Origin of the sequence: Gemmobacter serpentinus (assembly GCF_008973825.1) — a bacterium.
Lineage (GTDB): Bacteria > Pseudomonadota > Alphaproteobacteria > Rhodobacterales > Rhodobacteraceae > Gemmobacter > Gemmobacter serpentinus.
In genome coordinates this window covers 87,809-104,412 of record NZ_WCHR01000003.1, presented here as the reverse complement: position 1 = coordinate 104,412, position 16,604 = coordinate 87,809, and the positions used below count along the sequence as shown (strand labels likewise).

Sequence of the window (16,604 nt, the reverse complement as noted above, 5' to 3'; positions counted from 1 at the left end):
GCAAGAGGGGCAGCGCCCCTCCATTTCGTGCAAGCTGCGGGCCCTGAAATGGCAACGCCCCGCAGAGCTTGCTGCGGGGCGTGCTCCTCCCGTGATGCCGCCGGGGGCCTCCTCTCCCCGCTGGCGGCGCGGGTATCGTTTCAAGAACGATCAAATTTTATGCTATCGCGGTGGCAGCCTGCGCCCGTCAGGGGCAGTCTGTCAACGAATATTTACACGCCTGACGCAATCATCTCGGCCTGACGAACGATGACTTCGGCCTGTTTGATCGAGGCAATATCGACCAGACGGCCCTTATAGACGGTCGCCCCCTCGCCCCGGGCTTTGGCGGCCTCCATCGCGGACAGGATCTCGCGCGCCTCGGCCACGGCGGCCTCGGAAGGGGTAAAGACTTCATTTGCCAGCGCAATCTGTTTGGGATGGATCGCCCATTTGCCAACCATGCCCAGCGTGGCAGAGCGCCGGGCCTGCGCGCGATATCCTTCATCATCGCTGAAATCGCCAAACGGGCCGTCAACCGGCAGGATGCCATGGGTCCGGCAGGCCGCAACAATGGCCGCCTGAGCCCAATGCCAAGGGTCAGACCAGTGCTTCACGCCATCGCGCAACATATAGTAATTTTCCTGCGTGCCCCCGATGCCCGTGGTTTGCATCCCCATCGAGGCGGCAAAATCGGCCGCCCCAAGGCTCATGGCTTGCAGGCGCGGCGAGGAGGCCGCGATATCTTCGACATGGGCGATACCTGCTGCCGATTCGATGATGACTTCAAAGCTGATCGGCTTGCGACGTCCCTTGGCACGCTCGATCGCCGTGACCAGCGCATCCACCGCATAAACATCGGCCGCGCAGCCGACCTTCGGGATCATGATCTGATCCAGCCGATCACCCGCCTGTTCCAGCAGATCAACCACATCGCGATACCACCACGGCGTATCCAGCCCGTTGATACGGACGGACAGATGTTTCCGACCCCAGTCCAGCGTATTGATCGCGGCGATGATATTGGCGCGCGCCTGATCCTTGTCGGTCGGGGCCACGGAGTCTTCCAGATCAAGATTGATCACATCCGCCGCCGATGCTGCCATCTTTTCGAACAGGGCGGGGCGGGAGCCGGGTCCGAACAACTGGCAACGGTTCGGGCGTGCAGGGGCGGCAGGCTGAAGGCGGAAGCTCATGCGACAGTCTCTCGGCAAGTATATTTCTACTGGATTGCAAATTTGGTTATATTCTTGCGCGCGAAAAATCAAGCGAGATTTGCGCCCGCAGCATGGCTGCTGCACGGCAGCAAGGCGGGTTTCATGCTTGACCTGCCGCCGCGCCTGCCGCACACCGCCTTTGATTTATGGGCCAACGCGGAAGGGAAATGCGATGAGCCGCACCGTCTATGTGAATGGAGACTATCTGCCGGAAGCCGAGGCCAAGGTCTCGGTGTTTGATCGCGGCTTTCTGATGGCCGATGGCGTCTATGAGGTGACCAGCGTGCTTGGCGGCAAGCTGATCGACTTTGCGGGCCACGCCAAGCGCCTTGCCCGCTCGCTGGCCGAGCTGGAGATCCGCAACCCGCATGACGAGGCCGAATGGCTGGCGATCCATCGCGAGATCGTGGCGAAGAACGACATCACCGATGGCATGGTCTATCTGCAGGTGACGCGCGGCAATCCGGGGGATCGCGACTTCGCCTATCCGCCCGCCGATCTGGCACCGACCGTGGTGCTGTTCACCCAGTCGAAGCCCGGCCTTGCCGAAAGCCCGGTCGCCAAGACGGGCTGGAAGGTCATTTCGGTGCCCGATATTCGCTGGGGCCGCCGCGACATCAAGACCGTGCAACTGCTTTACCCTTCCATGGCCAAGATGATGGCCAAGGCCGCGCATGTCGATGATGCCTGGTTTGTGGAAGACGGCTTCGTGACCGAGGGCAGCTCCAACAACACCTATATCGTGAAAGGCGGCAAGATCGTCACCCGCGCGCTGTCGAGCGACATCCTGCACGGCATCACCCGCGCCGCCGTGCTGCGCTTTGCCGCCGAGGCGCAGATGGAGATCGAGGAGCGCAACTTCTCAGTTGAAGAGGCCAAGACCGCCGATGAGGCCTTTGCAACCTCGGCCTCTGCCTTCGTGATGCCCGTGGTGGAACTGGACGGCGCGCCGATTGGGAATGGCAAGGTCGGCCCCGTGGCCACCCGGCTCCGCGAGATCTATCTGGACGAGGTCCGCAAGGCCGCCGTCTGATACCGGCAAAATTCCGGCCAAACTCCGGGCTGACACCGGCGCAATCTTACAGCGAAAGGGGCCGCAAGGCCCCTTTTCTCATTCCGGCAGGCTCGCCAGAACCTCGGTCAAGATCGGCGCGAGGCGCGTGGCCCAGGCCTGCTGGCCCGCCGCGTCGGCGATCAGGTCGTTGCGCAGCTCGATCAGCGTATTGTGCCGCCCCGGCAACAAAGCGTGGCGATCCACCGCATCGCCGGGCAGATGACCGCTATAGGGCTGGTTATCGCCAACGCAGAGATCGGGTTCCGCCCGCAGGCGATTCACCAGCGGCACCGACAGGCGTGGATCGAGATGGCTGTAAAGAATGCCGATCTGCCATGGCCGCGGAGGACGACCGCGCAGGCAGGGGGTGAAGCTGTGGATTGACAGGATCACCGTATCCGGCCGCCGCGCCGCGAGTTCGGCCAATGCGGTGTGATAGGGGTCATAAAGCGTCGCCTTGCGCCGGGCGATCTCGGCCTCGGTCACATGGCGGTTGCCGGGAATGATGGTGCCATCATAGAGCCGCATCACCAATGTCGGATCATCCTCGCCCCGGTTCGGGTCGATCACCAGACGTGAAAAATCCGAACAGATCACCGGGCTGTCCAGCGCGACACCAAGCGCGCGGGCAACGCCAGCCGCCCCCGGGTCCCAGGCGATATGGCGCGCCATATCCTCGGGCGCGATGCTCAGCGTGCCGCCGCCCACCTCGGGCGGCACCCGATTGGTCGCATGATCGCAGGTCACCAGCCAGCGGCCGGGCCGTGTAGCCCCTTCGATATGGAAGGCGGGTGCCTCGGTCGTCACCGAAGGGGCAGCTTGGGGAGAAAATGTCATCGTCACGTCACCTCTTGCCCCTTGTGTTACGCCATGACGCCCGCCAGAGGAATCAGCAAAGCTCGGCAAGACTGCCGAATGCGCATCATTTCGGCACAGCCTGCGCAGAACCAGCCTTGCCGGGCAGCAGGAAAACCCGATATGTTACCGCTAACACAGTTAACGCTAACGCAGGCAGATTGCCGCTCGGGACGATATGATCCATAACGGGCCGTGACCGCCGCCGGATGCCAGAAGGAACCGTCCCCATGAAACGGACCCGCAACGTCAAGATCGTGGCCACGCTTGGCCCCTCCTCCTCGGATTACGCGATGATCCGGGGGCTGTTCGAAGCCGGGGCCGATGTGTTCCGCCTGAACATGAGCCATGGCACCCATGAGGATATCCGTGCCCGGCACGAGATCATCCGTCAGGTCGAAACCGATCTGGGCCGCCCGATCGCCATTCTGGCCGATCTGCAAGGGCCGAAACTGCGCGTCGGCACCTTTGCCGATGGCTCGGCCGAGCTGGAAGAGGGCAAGCCCTTCCGCTTTGATCTGGACGCAGCCCCGGGTGATGCGACCCGCGTGAACCTGCCGCATCCTGAGATTTTCGCAGCCCTCGAGGCCGGATCGACCCTGCTGGTCAATGACGGCAAGCTGCGGATGCATGTCGATGCCTGCGGCAAGGATTTCGCCGATTGCACCGTGGTGGTGGGCGGCACGATCTCCAACCGCAAGGGCGTGAACGTGCCCGACGTGATGCTGCCGCTGGCGGCGCTGTCCCAGAAAGACCGGGTGGATCTGGAGTTTGCCTGCCAGCTGGGCGTAGACTGGCTGGCCCTTTCCTTTGTGCAGCGCCCCGAAGATGTGATCGAGGCGCGCGCCTTGGCCAATGGCCGCGCGGCGATTCTTGCCAAGATCGAGAAACCGCAAGCGGTCAAATCCTACGAGGCCATCCTGGCAGTCGCCGACGGCATCATGGTTGCGCGCGGCGATCTGGGGGTGGAGCTGCCGGTCCATGCCGTGCCGCCGATCCAGAAGCAACTGGTCCGCAAGGCCCGCGCCGCCGCCAAGCCGGTGATCGTCGCGACCCAGATGCTCGAATCGATGATTGAAAGCCCGGTGCCGACCCGCGCCGAGGTGTCGGATGTGGCAACCGCGATCTATGAAGGTGCCGATGCGGTGATGCTGTCGGCAGAAAGCGCCGCCGGCCGCTTCCCCATCGAGGCAGTCACTACGATGAACAATGTGGCGATCAGCGTCGAAAGCGACCCGACCTATCGCGATGTGATCGAGGCCAGCCGCCGCGTGGTGCGCACCAGCGTGGCAGACGGGATCGTGGCCGCCGCGCGTGAGATCGCCGAGGCTGCCGATATCAAGGCGATCTGCTGCTTCAGCCAGTCGGGCACCACGATCAGCCTGGTGGCCCGCGAGCGTCCGCGCGTGCCGATCATCGGCCTGACGCCGCTGGTCTCCACCGCGCGCCGTCTTTGCCTGACCTGGGGCGCGCATTGCGCCATCACCGAAGAACAGGACCGCTTCAAGGGTGCCGTGATCTCGGCGGTGCGGGCTGCGCGCGCGCATGGTTTTGCCGAGGAAAAAGACCAGATCGTGGTCACCGCGGGCGTGCCGTTCAACGTGACCGGCACCACCAATATCCTGCGCGTGGCTCCCTGTGATGAGCGATTGATCCACCGCGCCGAAGCGGAGTAAGCTTTCCCGCTGTTTGGCGGGGGCATTTGCGGGTGAATACCGACCTTTATATGGTCATGGGCCTTGTGCTCTGCCTGTTGGCGGTCCCTTCCCTGCTGTCTGCCCTTGTCGATGGTCGCCCGCCCCGCGCGGCGGCCATCACCGCGATGATCGGGCTGGGGCTGGTGAGCATCGCCATCGGCAATCGTCCGGGTGGATATGCGCTGCGTGACATTCCCGAGGCATTCTACCATGTGGCCGGGGATATCCTGATGCGCTGGCGCTGACCGCCACTGGGCCCGCAAAAACAAGACCCCACAGATACGGGGCCCGGCAGATCCGGACTTGCGCTTTCCCCCGATGGGCCCTATACGGCCCGCTCTATCCTCGTGCGGCCGGCCGGTGTGGCATTGCCGAGTCGCACGTTCACTCTGAACCAGGAGATGGAAATGCCCAAGATGAAGACCAAATCGGCGGCCAAGAAGCGCTTCAGCTTCACCGCCTCGGGCCGTGTGAAGGCCGGTGTGGCGGGCAAACGCCACGGCATGATCAAGCGCACGACGAAGTTCATTCGCGACGCATCCGGGACCATGATCCTGTGCGAGAGCGATGCGAAAATCGTCAAAAAATACATGCCCTACGACCGCTGAGGAGCCTGATACATGTCCCGCGTCAAATCCGGTAAGGTGACCCACGCCCGTCACCGCAAAGTTATCAAGGCAGCGAAAGGCTATTACGCCGCGCGCTCCACGAACTTCCGCACGGCCACCCAGGCCGTCGACAAGGCCAACCAGTACGCAACCCGCGACCGCAAGACCCGCAAGCGCAACTTCCGCGCCCTGTGGATCCAGCGCATCAACGCGGCTGTGCGTCTGTTCGACCTTGAACTGACCTATTCGCGTTTCATCAACGGTCTGGCCAAAGCCGGGATCGAAGTGGACCGCAAGGTTCTGGCCGATCTGGCCGTGCATGAGCCGGAGGCGTTCAACGCCATCGCCGCTCAGGCCAAGGCTGCTCTCGCCGCCTGATCTGGCTGCACAGGTAACGCAAAGGCCCTGCGCTTCACGCGCGGGGCCTTCTGCATCTCAGCGAAAGCAAATCCTTCGAAATATGGCCGAACTGTGGCATGGTGCCGCCATCGATATTTCAGGAGGCGTCCATGGCCAAGAAGACCTATGTCGCGATCGCAATCAGTTTGAAAGAAAATGCCAAGGGCGAGTTGGACATGACCCGCCATATTGTGGCGATCCGGGATGATGACGACCAGTTCGGCATCAAAGGCAAGGAGCCCGGCAAGGCCCCCGTCGCGACCATTGATGGTGAAGCCTTCAATGCCCAGCTGGTGCGCCCGCTGCAATTGATGAATGCCTATGTCTTTTCCACCAAAGACTGGGAGACCATCGCCAACTTCTCGTTTCTGCGCGAGGGCGTGACCTATTATCTGCCCAACTTCGAGTTTCCCGCCCAGGATATCGGGCTGGTTCAATATGTGAACGACAATGCCGCAGTGAACGAGTTCGTCTATGGCGTGCGCTACGCGCAGCAAGCCCTCTATCCGACCAAATCCAAGGGCAGCGCGGGCAACGACATTCTTGCCGGGAATGAGGGCAACAACCGCATCGATGCGGGCAAAGGCCATGACTATGTGACCGGGATGGAAGGCAACGACACCATCCTTGGCGGTGACGGGTTCGACCTGCTGGCGGGCGGCACCGGGCGCGATATGCTGCGCGGTGGCAATCACGCCGACAAACTGTTTGGCAATGACGGCCATGACACGCTGTTCGGCGACAGTGGCAATGACACGCTGAATGGCGGGCTTGGCAATGACAGGCAATCCGGCGGCGGCGGCAATGACGCGCTGACCGGCGGGGCGGGCAATGACACATTGCAGGGCGACAGTGGCAATGACACGCTGATCGGCGGGGCGGGAAGTGACCGGCTGCTCGATGGTGCGGGGAAGGACCGCCTGACCGGCGGCCAGGGCGCGGATGTCTTTGTGCTGAACCGCGATGGCGCGCGCGATACCATCACCGATTTCCAGGATGGCATCGACCGCATCGACCTCGATGTGAAGTTCAGCCAGATCACCATTCGCAACGGCAGCAAGGCCGGCACGGTGGAGGTGCTGCATGGCAAGGATGTTCTGGTCATCTCCGGCATGGGCGAGGCGCTGACCAAGGCGGATTTCTCTGCCGCGGACTTCCTCTGACCCGCGCTGCCCTTGCAAATCCGGCCCTGCCCCGCTAGCTACCGGGGCCAAGAGACCGGAGGCGCAGATGGACCTGACCGAACTTCGTGGCAAATATATCGAGGCCGTGGCCAAGGCGGCCGATGAGGCTGCCTTGGAAGAGGTGCGCATCGCCGCCCTTGGCAAGAAGGGCGAGATTTCCGCGCTGATGTCGGGCCTTGGCAAAATGGATCCGGAGGCCCGCAAGGCCGCCGGGGCCGCGATGAATGTGCTGAAGGACGAGATCGACACCGCCCTGCGCGCCCGCAAGGTGGCGCTTGGCGACGCGGCGCTGGACGAGCGCCTGAAATCGGAATGGCTGGACGTGACCATGCCCGGCCGCCCGCGCCGCATGGGGACCATTCACCCGGTCAGCCAAGTGATGGACGAACTGACCGCGATCTTCGCCGATATGGGCTTTGCCGTGGCAGAAGGCCCGCAGGTCGAAAGCGACTGGTATAATTTCGATGCGCTGAACATCCCGCCGGAGCATCCGGCGCGGCAGGAGCATGACACCTTCTTCATGCACCGCGCCGAGGGCGACAACCGCCCGCCGCATGTGCTGCGCACCCATACTTCGCCGGTGCAGATCCGCGCCATGACCGAACAGGGCGCGCCGATCCGCGTCATCGCACCGGGCCGCGTCTATCGCATGGACATGGACCAGACCCATACCCCGATGTTCCATCAGGTCGAGGGTCTGGCGATTGACCGCGACATCTCCATGGCCAATCTCAAATGGACGCTGGAAGAATTCTGCCGCGCCTTCTTTGAGGTCGACAAGGTGGAGCTGCGCTTCCGCGCCAGCCACTTCCCCTTCACCGAACCCTCGGCCGAGGTCGATATCCGCTATTCCAATGTCGGCGGCCAGTTGAAGATCGGCGAGGGCGACAAGTGGATGGAAATCCTCGGCTCCGGCATGGTGCATCCCAAGGTGCTGCAAGCCGCAGGCGTCGACCCCGACGAATGGCAGGGCTTTGCCTTCGGCATGGGGATCGACCGTATCGCCATGCTGAAATACGGCATCCCCGACCTGCGCGCCTTCTTTGAGTCCGATCTGCGCTGGCTGCGTCATTACGGCTTTGCCGCGCTGGATCTGCCGGATCTGCCCGGCGGCCTCAGCCGCTGAACATCGAAAAGGGCACCCCTTCGGGTGCCCTTTTGCATTCTGGAACAGATCAGGGGCCGCCCCCCTTAGATGATAAAGATATCGCCTGCGGTCAGGGTGGTGCCGTCTTTCAGCTCTGCCACCAGAACCTTCGCACCGCCTTTGGAGCCATCTGCATCATACCAGAGATTGCCGGTCGATTTCTCATAGATGAACCGATCCGCGGCATCCTTGGCTGCCGTGCCCAACACGAAATCCGCAGCCCGCAGCTTGCCGGTGTAAGAAAAGGCTGTGAAGGCATCATTGTCGAAATGCAGATCGTCCTGCTTGCTGTTGAAATCGGTGATGATGTCGCGGTTCTTGGCCCCCGTGACATTGAAGACAAACACATCAGACCCAGACCCGCCGGTCAGCGTGTCGATCCCTGCACCGCCCATCAGCGTGTCATTGCCTGCGCCACCGTTCAATCGATCCGCAGCCCCCTTGGACCTTGCATTGGGATCATCGCCAAACAGCTTGTCATTGCCTGCATCGCCATTCAGCGTGTCGCGCCCGTCCCCGCCGATCAACTGGTCATTGCCCGCACCGCCGCCCAGAACGTCATTGCTCTTATAGCCGTAGATCGTGTCATTGCCGCCAAAACCGTTGATCCGATCATTGCCATTGGTAGCCTTGATCGTATCGGCCTTGCCCAGCATCAGCGTATTCAGCGCGGTCCAGTTGCCCGAAAAAATCGAAAAGGCCAGATCCTGCGCGGAAACCTTCAGCCCGGTCCAATCCAGCAGAGTTTGCCCGCCAACCCTGGCCGAGATCGACGTCACAGTGCCCCCGGTCACATCGACAATCTCGCCACCGCGCAGCACAATGCCGAAGCCCGATCCGGCGAAGGTGACCTGATCGCCGCCATCACGCAGAACGAGGCGGGTGGAGGTGGCCTGCATCACATCAAGATCCAGAATGTCTTCGAAAATATCAGTCGACACCAAGACCTGACCGGGCAGGTTACGATTATAGGTAATCGTCGGCATAAACACGTCTCCGCAGAATACGCAGCCCCCTCAGGGGGCTGCAATCGCGGTCAGCATGACATCAGTTGAACCGGTTGTCGCGCGGAAATCCGCGTGGTGCCATGGCGCCGGTCGCCGCACGCGCGCCCTGCCATTGCGCCAGATCGGTTTCCAGCCGGGTGCGCCCGGCAGGATCTTTCCAGCTCAGACCATCGGCCAGATTGAAGGTGGTGGCATCCGACAAACCGCCATCCTTGTATTTCTGCAACCGCACCCCCTTGCCCTTGGCCATTTCCGGCAGCTCCGCGACCGGGAAGACCAGCAGCTTGCGGTTCTCGCCCACCACCGCGACATGATCGCCATTGATGCGACGGCATAGCGCCATGCGCAGCCCCTCGCGGAAGGTCAGCACTTGCTTGCCCGCACGCGTCTGCGCCACCACCTCTTCCGACGGCACGATGAACCCATCCCCCGCAGAGGAGGCCACCAGCCATTTTTCGCCCGGACGCCAGATCATCAGATCGGTGATTTCGGCATCATTGGGCAGGTCGATCATCAGGCGCACCGGCTCGCCCATGCCGCGCCCACCGGGCAGGTTCGCCCCAACCAGCGTGTAAAAGCGGCCATTGGCACCGATCACCAGAATGCGGTCAGTGGTTTCGGCATGGAAGATGAAACGCCCCTCATCGCCATCCTTGAACTTCACCTCGGTATCCAGCGCGACATGCCCCTTCATGGCGCGGATCCAGCCCATTTTGGAGCAGATCACCGTGATCGGTTCGCGCTCGATCATCGCCTCCAGCGGCACGTCCTCGACATCGGCCATATCGGCAAAATCGGTCCGGCGCTTGCCCATGGCGGTCGCCTTGCCGAATTGCAGCTGCACCTCGGCCAGATCGCGGCCGATGCGCGCCCATTGCAGGCCCGCATCGCCCATCAGCGCGGCAAGATCGGCGCGTTCGTCCCGCAGCGCGTCACGTTCGGCAATCAGTTCCATCTCTTCCAGCTTGCGCAAGGACCGCAGCCGCATATTGAGAATGGCCTCGGCCTGCACTTCCGACAGATCGCCCGGATCGCGCGGCTTCGGGCCTATGTAATCTTCCTCGCTTTGGGCGCGCTTGTGCTTCTTGCCCCAGACCTCGGCCATCAGCGCGGCCTTGGGATCGGCATCATAGCGGATGATGTCGATCACACGGTCAAGGTTCAGGAAGGTCAGGATGAAGCCGTCCAGAATTTCCAGCCGGTGATCAATCTTTTCGATCCGGTGGGTGGTGCGGCGGCCAAGCACATCGCGACGATGGTCAAGGAAGGCGCGCAGAACCTCTTTCAGACTGCAGACCTTCGGCACCTTGCCATCGATCAGCACGTTCATGTTCAGGCTGAACCGGATCTCCAGATCCGAATTCTTGAACAGCATCCCCATCAGCATATCGGGATCGACCGTGCGCACCCGCGGCTCCAGCACGATGCGGACATCCTCGGCGGATTCGTCGCGCACATCGGCCAGCGCCGGCACTTTCTTGGTCTGGATCACCTCGGCCAAGCGTTCGATCAGCTTGGATTTCTGCACCTGGTAAGGGATCTCGGTCACGACGATCTGCCATTGGCCACGCCCCAGATCTTCCACCGCCCAGCGGGCACGCAGGCGAAAGGCACCGCGCCCGGTGCGATAAGCCTCCAGGATGTTCTCGCGCGGCTCAACGATCACGCCCCCGGTCGGGAAATCGGGGCCGGGGACATGTCGCACCAGCTCCTCGTCGGTGACCTCCGGGTCCTCGATCAGCGCCTGACAGGCATCGATCAACTCATGCAGGTTATGCGGCGGGATATTCGTGGCCATCCCGACCGCGATTCCGCTGGAGCCATTGGCCAAGAGGTTCGGGAATGCCGCAGGCATCACCACCGGCTCTTCCAGCGTGCCGTCGTAATTGGGCCGGAAATCCACCGCGTTCTCGGTCAGCCCCTGCATCAGCAGTTCGGCAATCGCGGTCAGCCGCGCCTCGGTATATCTGCTGGCAGCCGGGTTATCGCCGTCGATATTGCCGAAATTGCCCTGCCCGTCGACCAGCGGGTAGCGCACGTTGAAATCCTGCGCCAAACGCGCCATCGCATCATAGATCGCGGCATCACCATGCGGGTGATAGTTGCCCATCACATCGCCCGAGATCTTGGCAGACTTGCGGAAGCCCCCCGTCGGGCTCAGCCGCAGCTCGCGCATTGCATACATGATGCGCCGATGCACCGGCTTCAGCCCGTCGCGGGCATCGGGCAACGCACGGTGCATGATAGTCGACAGCGCATAGGTCAGATAACGCTCACCAATGGCGCGGCGCAGCGGTTCGGAATGCGTGGCAGGCCCTGTCGTGTCGGGCCCGATCTTGGGGTCTTCGGTGCTTTCGGTCATGGATCTGGTGTAATCCCTGCCCCTGCGCCGGTCCAGCCGGTTTTCCGGTCAGGGGGAAATCTGCGCAACTTTTCCTCAGGCGCGCACAAGAATCCGTGATATGGGGATCCCGTTCCGAGTATCCGACCACGAGTCGCCGAGGGTGTGATGATCCGTCTGTTGCTGTTGCTGTGCCTGTCTCTTCTCGCGGCCATGATGTTCTGGGGACGGGGCGCTGATGAACCACGGGCCACAGCAACAATGCGGCACGCGCCCCCGGAACGCGCCGCGCCTGCCACCAATTCCCGCGGCATCACCCCGGTTGCCTATACTGGCACCGAAAGCGTCTTGGTGCCCACCGTCCTGCCATTGGTGCAGCCCGGTGCGGCGCGGACGGAACCCGACCCCGACCTGTCCGAATCCCTGATCCGTTACATTACCGCGCAATCGGTCAATGTCCGCGAAGGCCCCTCGACCGAGTTTCCGGTGGTCGGGCGGCTCAGCCGGGGCGAGGCCGCGCGCCTGCTCTGGACCGAAGAAAACGGCTGGGCCCGCATCACACTTGAGGGCGATGGCATCACCGGCTTTGTCTCGGGCGAGTTTCTTTCCGCCATCGCCCCCTGATTGCCCGGACACCTTGGCCGCGCATTGCGCAACGCCCGCTTTCTGCTAAGCCGGAAAGAAAACCGGAGCAGCCCCGATGACCACCCCCCGCAGCGTTCTGATCACCGGCTGTTCCTCCGGGATCGGCCTGGATGCCGCCCGCAGCCTGGCGGCGCGCGGCTGGCGCGTCTTTGCAACCTGCCGGCAAGAGGCCGATTGCGAAAGGCTGCGTGCGGAAGGCCTGGAAAGTTTCCGCCTGGATTATGCAGATGAAGACAGCATCGCGGACGCGCTGGCCGAGGTGCTGGCCCGCACAGGCGGCACGCTGGATGCGCTTTACAACAACGGGGCCTTCGCCTGTCCGGGTGCGGCCGAAGATCTGCCGCGCGGGGCCCTGCGCGAAATTTTCGAGGTCAACCTGTTTGGCTATCACGATCTGACACGGCGGGTGATCCCGGTGATGCGGGCGCAAGGCCATGGGCGAATCGTCAACTGTTCCTCGGTTCTCGGATTGGTCGGAATGCGTTGGCGGGCCGCCTATGTCAGCACGAAATTCGCGCTGGAAGGCTTGACCGATGTGCTGCGCGTGGAGATGCGCGGCACCGGCATCCAGATCAGCCTGATCGAGCCCGGCCCGATCCCGACCCGAATCCGCGAAAACTCCATCCCGCATTTCGAGAAATGGATCGACTGGCAGAACTCGCCCCGCGTCGACGAATACCGCAGCCTGCTGCACCGGCTTTATGAACCCAAACAAGGGCCTGACCCGTTCGAACTGCCCTGTTCGGCCGTCACGAAAAAGCTGATCCACGCGCTGGAAAGCAGGCGGCCGCGCGGGCGTTACTATGTGACCAACGCGACGCATCTGATGGGCCTTGCCCGCCGGATCCTGCCAACTGCCGCGCTGGATTGGCTGATCGCCCGGTCCTGAGCACAGGCACCGTCCGGCCCCCTGCGACGGCTTTTCTCCTCGCCTTTCGTGACCAAGGCGCTATGTCTCGCACAAAGCCCGGAGATGCCCATGCTGCAGAAAGACCCGCTGTTCATCCTGGCCGTGATGGCCTGTTTCGTCGTGCTGATCATCCTCACTATCGGGATCGGCGCCTTCGGCAAGGGTGGCGAATTCAACCGCCGCAACGCCAATCGGCTGATGCGCTATCGTATCATAGGTCAGGCCATCGCCGTGGTCCTGATCGTGGTCTTTGCCTATCTGCATCAGCGCGGAGGCAACTGATGGTCGTCCTGTCGAAGATCTATACCCGCACCGGCGACAAGGGCGATACTGCGCTTGGCAATGGGCAGCGCGTCGCCAAGTTCTCGCCGCGTGTCACCGCCTATGGCACGGTGGACGAGGCCAATTCGACACTTGGCCTTGCCCGCCTGAATGCCCAAGGCGAGATGGATCAGGCACTTGCCCGCATCCAGAATGACCTTTTCGACCTTGGTGCCGATCTTTGCACCCCCGACATGGCGCGTGATCATGAGGCGAAGTATCCGCCTTTGCGTATGATCGCCCCGCAGGTTGCCCGGCTAGAGGCCGAGATCGACGCGATGAATGCCCGGCTTCAACCGTTGCGCAGCTTCATCCTGCCTGGCGGTTCGGCTTTGGCGGCGCATCTGCACCTGTGTCGCACCGTCGCGCGCCGTGCCGAACGCGAGACCGTGCTGCTTGCCACCGAAGAAGACGTGAACCCCGAGGCGGTGAAATATCTCAACCGTTTGTCGGACTGGCTGTTCGTTGCGGCCCGCATCGCCAATGAGGAAGGCCGCGCCGATGTGCTATGGGTTCCCGGCCTGACCCGCGATAGCTGACCTTGGGTCAATGACGCGGCGTCGCAGCGCCGCTTCGCGTCGCTTTTGGATTGTTCTCCCGCCACTGACCGGGCTAACAACACTGCGGAGAGCTTGGAATGCGGCCGCGATGCGGCCCGGAACCTGAGGAGATTGCGCCGATGAAGGTCTTGGTGCCTGTCAAACGGGTGATCGATTACAACGTGAAAGTCCGGGTGAAATCGGATGGCACGGGTGTCGATCTGGCGAATGTGAAGATGTCGATGAACCCCTTTGACGAGATCGCGGTGGAAGAAGCGATCCGCTTGAAGGAAAAGGGGATCGTGTCGGAGATCGTGGTGGTGTCGATCGGCGTGAAGCAGGCCCAGGAGACGCTGCGCACAGCCCTGGCAATGGGCGCTGACCGTGCCATTCTGGTCGAGGCGGCGTCCGATGTGCATACCGATATCGAACCGCTTGCGGTCGCGAAGATCCTCGCGGCCGTAGTCAAGGACGAGGCCCCGGGCCTTGTGCTTGCGGGCAAGCAGGCAATCGACAACGACCTGAACGCGACCGGCCAGATGCTGGCTGCCCTTCTGGGTTGGGGCCAGGCAACCTTCGCGAGCGCCCTGTCGATCGAAGGCGACAGCGCCACGGTAACGCGCGAAGTTGATGGCGGCCTGCAGACGATCAAGGTGGGCTTGCCCGCCGTCGTCACGGTCGACCTGCGTCTGAACGAGCCGCGCTATGCATCGCTGCCCAACATCATGAAGGCGAAGAAAAAGCCTCTCGATGAGAAGACCGCCGCCGATTACGGCGTCGATGTCACGCCGCGTCTGACAGTGGTGAAAACCTCTGAACCGGCCGGACGGAAGGCCGGGGTGAAGGTCGCCTCTGTCGACGAGCTGATCGCGAAACTGAAAGACGAAGCGGGGGTGATCTGATGGCTGTTCTCCTTCTGGCGGATGTGAATGGTGGGCAGCTTGCCACCGATTCGGTTGCCAAAACCCTAACGGCGGTGCAGTCGCTGGGGGATGTGCATGTGCTGGTGGCCGGCCCCGCCGCGGCGGCGGCTGAGGCTGCGAGCCTGGCAGGTGTCGCGAAGGTGCTACATGCCGAGGATGCAGGCCATGGCCTGGCCGAAGCCCTGGCAGATCAAGTCATTGATCTTGCAGGAGGCTATAGCCATATCGCAGCAGCGGCGACAGCCTATGCCAAGAACGTCCTGCCGCGTGTGGCAGCACTTCTCGACGTGATGGTGCTTTCCGATGTGACCGCAGTGGTCGATTCCGAAACCTTTGAACGGCCAATCTATGCCGGGAACGCGATCCAGACGGTGAAATCGTCCGACAAGATCAAGGTCTTCTCGGTGCGGACCGCAGCTTTCGCGGCAGCATCTACCGGCGGCTCCGCAGCGATCGAGCCCGTTGGAGCGAAGGCATCTGCCCTTTCCTCCTGGGTGGAAGACAAGGTCGCGGCCTCGGATCGGCCCGAACTGACCTCGGCCAAGATCGTGGTCTCGGGCGGTCGCGGCGTGGGATCTGAGGCCGATTTCGCGCTGATCGAGGCTTTGGCCGACAAATTCGGGGCCGCGGTCGGCGCATCGCGCGCGGCGGTGGATTCGGGCTACGCGCCGAACGACTGGCAGGTTGGCCAGACTGGCAAGGTCGTGGCACCCGCGCTCTATGTCGCGATCGGCATCTCTGGCGCGATCCAACACCTTGCCGGCATGAAAGACAGCAAGGTCATCGTCGCGATCAACAAGGATGAAGAGGCACCGATCTTCCAGGTCGCCGATTACGGCCTGGTCGCAGACCTGTTCACCGCAGTGCCGGAACTGACCTCCAAACTCTGAGCAGAACCGAAATCCGCACATGGACAATTGAACAAAAGCCCGCGCCTCGGCGCGGGCTTTTCTGCTAAGAATGACGCAGCGCGCGCGCCAGCCTGTTCGCCGCCTCACGATGCGCAGCAGGCCCCGGAACCCCATGCGCTGCGGGTTCCTCCATGGCGGAGAAGGCGACGCAATCCCCATTGCCAACACGCGCAGTCGGTGCCGTTATGACCTCGATATAGGCCGCGACATGCGGCGTCAGCGCCGCGATCATTTCACTATCCACCAGCATCGGATCAAGCGTGACCTCGACCGCGGTCGCGAAACGACAGGGGCGGCGCGCTGCAAACCACAACAACAGCAGGCGCGGCGGCAATTGCCGGATCAAATGCTGCATCCGCTGCAACCAGACCATGCGCAGCTCCGCCACAACATCACAAAACCGCTCTGGTGAGGTTTGCTGCAAGGCCTGCAACATATGCCGGGTAAAGCTGAATTCTGTAAAATCGACCTCGGGGTAAAGTGACCGCAGCGCCGGGCTCGCCCCCAGGAAACGGTCATTTCTGCGCCTGTGGACCCGATAGAATCGGTTGGAAAGGTTGTGCGCCCCAACAACCTGAAGGATCACCGCCTCTGCGCCTCGGGCGATGCGTAAAAGATCCGGCTCATTCAGATAGAGGTCGACCCCGGCATTCACCGCGCCCAGATTGACCACGCCCAAACCCTCCTCCGCAGCGACAAGCGTCGGATAGGGCTCTGGAACGAATTTGCCATAGGTTTCCGTCCCGCCAAGAACGGCAAGATAGGGCTTGCGCAGGTCATGTGCCGGCCCCCTGAATGCTACGCGCGACATACCGTAATGACAGGGCGCATAATCCAATGCGCCCCCCGAATAGACATAGGCCATTT

Annotated in this window: 18 protein-coding genes; 13 read left to right on the top strand and 5 right to left on the bottom strand. The window is 62.5% G+C overall.

Going from position 1 to position 16,604, the window contains the following annotated elements:
* Positions 1-212 precede the first annotated feature (212 nt).
* On the bottom strand, positions 213-1,175 hold the full coding sequence (locus GBJ34_RS01080) for an L-malyl-CoA/beta-methylmalyl-CoA lyase (protein WP_151717405.1): 963 nt from the start codon (positions 1,173-1,175) through the stop codon (positions 213-215).
* A 193-nt stretch (positions 1,176-1,368) separates the two neighbouring features.
* Between GBJ34_RS01080 and GBJ34_RS01075 the strand changes: the two genes are divergently transcribed.
* Complete coding sequence (locus GBJ34_RS01075; RefSeq protein ID WP_151717404.1) at positions 1,369-2,229, top strand: D-amino-acid transaminase; 861 nt, start codon at positions 1,369-1,371, stop codon at positions 2,227-2,229.
* A gap of 78 nt (positions 2,230-2,307) precedes the next feature.
* Here the strand turns inward: GBJ34_RS01075 and GBJ34_RS01070 are convergent, their stop codons facing one another.
* A complete protein-coding gene (locus tag GBJ34_RS01070) occupies positions 2,308-3,087 on the bottom strand; it encodes an N-formylglutamate amidohydrolase (RefSeq protein WP_151717403.1) in 780 nt (259 codons plus the stop codon).
* 248 nt (positions 3,088-3,335) lie between these two features.
* Between GBJ34_RS01070 and pyk the strand changes: the two genes are divergently transcribed.
* The 6 genes from pyk (at position 3,336) to pheS (ending at position 8,119) form a co-directional block, all read left to right on the top strand.
* Entirely contained in the window at positions 3,336-4,781 is a 1,446-nt protein-coding gene (gene pyk / locus GBJ34_RS01065; RefSeq protein ID WP_151717402.1) for a pyruvate kinase, read from the top strand.
* Between the two features lie 32 nt (positions 4,782-4,813).
* Positions 4,814-5,047, top strand: coding sequence for a hypothetical protein (locus tag GBJ34_RS01060; RefSeq protein ID WP_151717401.1), 234 nt, complete (start codon positions 4,814-4,816; stop codon positions 5,045-5,047).
* A 162-nt stretch (positions 5,048-5,209) separates the two neighbouring features.
* The gene (gene rpmI, locus GBJ34_RS01055; protein WP_151717400.1) at positions 5,210-5,410 is read left to right on the top strand and encodes a 50S ribosomal protein L35; all 201 of its coding nucleotides are present in this window, start codon (positions 5,210-5,212) and stop codon (positions 5,408-5,410) included.
* 12 nt (positions 5,411-5,422) lie between these two features.
* The gene (gene rplT / locus GBJ34_RS01050) at positions 5,423-5,788 is read left to right on the top strand and encodes a 50S ribosomal protein L20 (RefSeq protein WP_151717399.1); all 366 of its coding nucleotides are present in this window, start codon (positions 5,423-5,425) and stop codon (positions 5,786-5,788) included.
* A 131-nt stretch (positions 5,789-5,919) separates the two neighbouring features.
* The gene (locus GBJ34_RS01045) at positions 5,920-6,972 is read left to right on the top strand and encodes a calcium-binding protein (RefSeq protein ID WP_192931066.1); all 1,053 of its coding nucleotides are present in this window, start codon (positions 5,920-5,922) and stop codon (positions 6,970-6,972) included.
* A gap of 67 nt (positions 6,973-7,039) precedes the next feature.
* Positions 7,040-8,119, top strand: coding sequence for a phenylalanine--tRNA ligase subunit alpha (pheS, locus tag GBJ34_RS01040; protein ID WP_151717397.1), 1,080 nt, complete (start codon positions 7,040-7,042; stop codon positions 8,117-8,119).
* A gap of 65 nt (positions 8,120-8,184) precedes the next feature.
* Here pheS and GBJ34_RS01035 read toward each other — a convergent pair whose 3' ends face one another.
* Together GBJ34_RS01035 and parC are read right to left on the bottom strand one after the other, a co-directional pair.
* Entirely contained in the window at positions 8,185-9,126 is a 942-nt protein-coding gene (locus GBJ34_RS01035) for a calcium-binding protein (RefSeq protein WP_151717396.1), read from the bottom strand.
* A gap of 61 nt (positions 9,127-9,187) precedes the next feature.
* Complete coding sequence (gene parC / locus GBJ34_RS01030; protein ID WP_151717395.1) at positions 9,188-11,509, bottom strand: DNA topoisomerase IV subunit A; 2,322 nt, start codon at positions 11,507-11,509, stop codon at positions 9,188-9,190.
* A 147-nt stretch (positions 11,510-11,656) separates the two neighbouring features.
* Between parC and GBJ34_RS01025 the strand changes: the two genes are divergently transcribed.
* From GBJ34_RS01025 to GBJ34_RS01000, 6 genes are all read left to right on the top strand, one after another.
* On the top strand, positions 11,657-12,112 hold the full coding sequence (locus GBJ34_RS01025) for an SH3 domain-containing protein (protein WP_151717394.1): 456 nt from the start codon (positions 11,657-11,659) through the stop codon (positions 12,110-12,112).
* A gap of 76 nt (positions 12,113-12,188) precedes the next feature.
* A complete protein-coding gene (locus GBJ34_RS01020; protein WP_151717393.1) occupies positions 12,189-13,022 on the top strand; it encodes an SDR family NAD(P)-dependent oxidoreductase in 834 nt (277 codons plus the stop codon).
* 90 nt (positions 13,023-13,112) lie between these two features.
* Complete coding sequence (locus GBJ34_RS01015) at positions 13,113-13,325, top strand: twin transmembrane helix small protein (protein ID WP_151717392.1); 213 nt, start codon at positions 13,113-13,115, stop codon at positions 13,323-13,325.
* Positions 13,325-13,903, top strand: coding sequence for a cob(I)yrinic acid a,c-diamide adenosyltransferase (locus GBJ34_RS01010; RefSeq protein ID WP_151717391.1), 579 nt, complete (start codon positions 13,325-13,327; stop codon positions 13,901-13,903). Before GBJ34_RS01015 ends, GBJ34_RS01010 begins: the two co-directional genes overlap by 1 nt.
* A 140-nt stretch (positions 13,904-14,043) precedes the next feature.
* Positions 14,044-14,805 carry an electron transfer flavoprotein subunit beta/FixA family protein gene (locus GBJ34_RS01005; RefSeq protein WP_151717390.1) on the top strand — a complete coding sequence of 254 codons (762 nt, stop codon included), beginning with the start codon at positions 14,044-14,046 and terminating at the stop codon, positions 14,803-14,805.
* Positions 14,805-15,716: an electron transfer flavoprotein subunit alpha/FixB family protein gene (locus tag GBJ34_RS01000; protein WP_151717389.1), complete on the top strand. Its 912-nt coding sequence runs from the start codon at positions 14,805-14,807 to the stop codon at positions 15,714-15,716. The genes GBJ34_RS01005 and GBJ34_RS01000 overlap by 1 nt, the downstream gene beginning before the upstream one ends.
* A gap of 64 nt (positions 15,717-15,780) precedes the next feature.
* Here GBJ34_RS01000 and GBJ34_RS00995 read toward each other — a convergent pair whose 3' ends face one another.
* Positions 15,781-16,602: a DUF6473 family protein gene (locus tag GBJ34_RS00995; RefSeq protein ID WP_151717388.1), complete on the bottom strand. Its 822-nt coding sequence runs from the start codon at positions 16,600-16,602 to the stop codon at positions 15,781-15,783.
* Between the last annotated feature and the right edge of the window lie 2 nt (positions 16,603-16,604).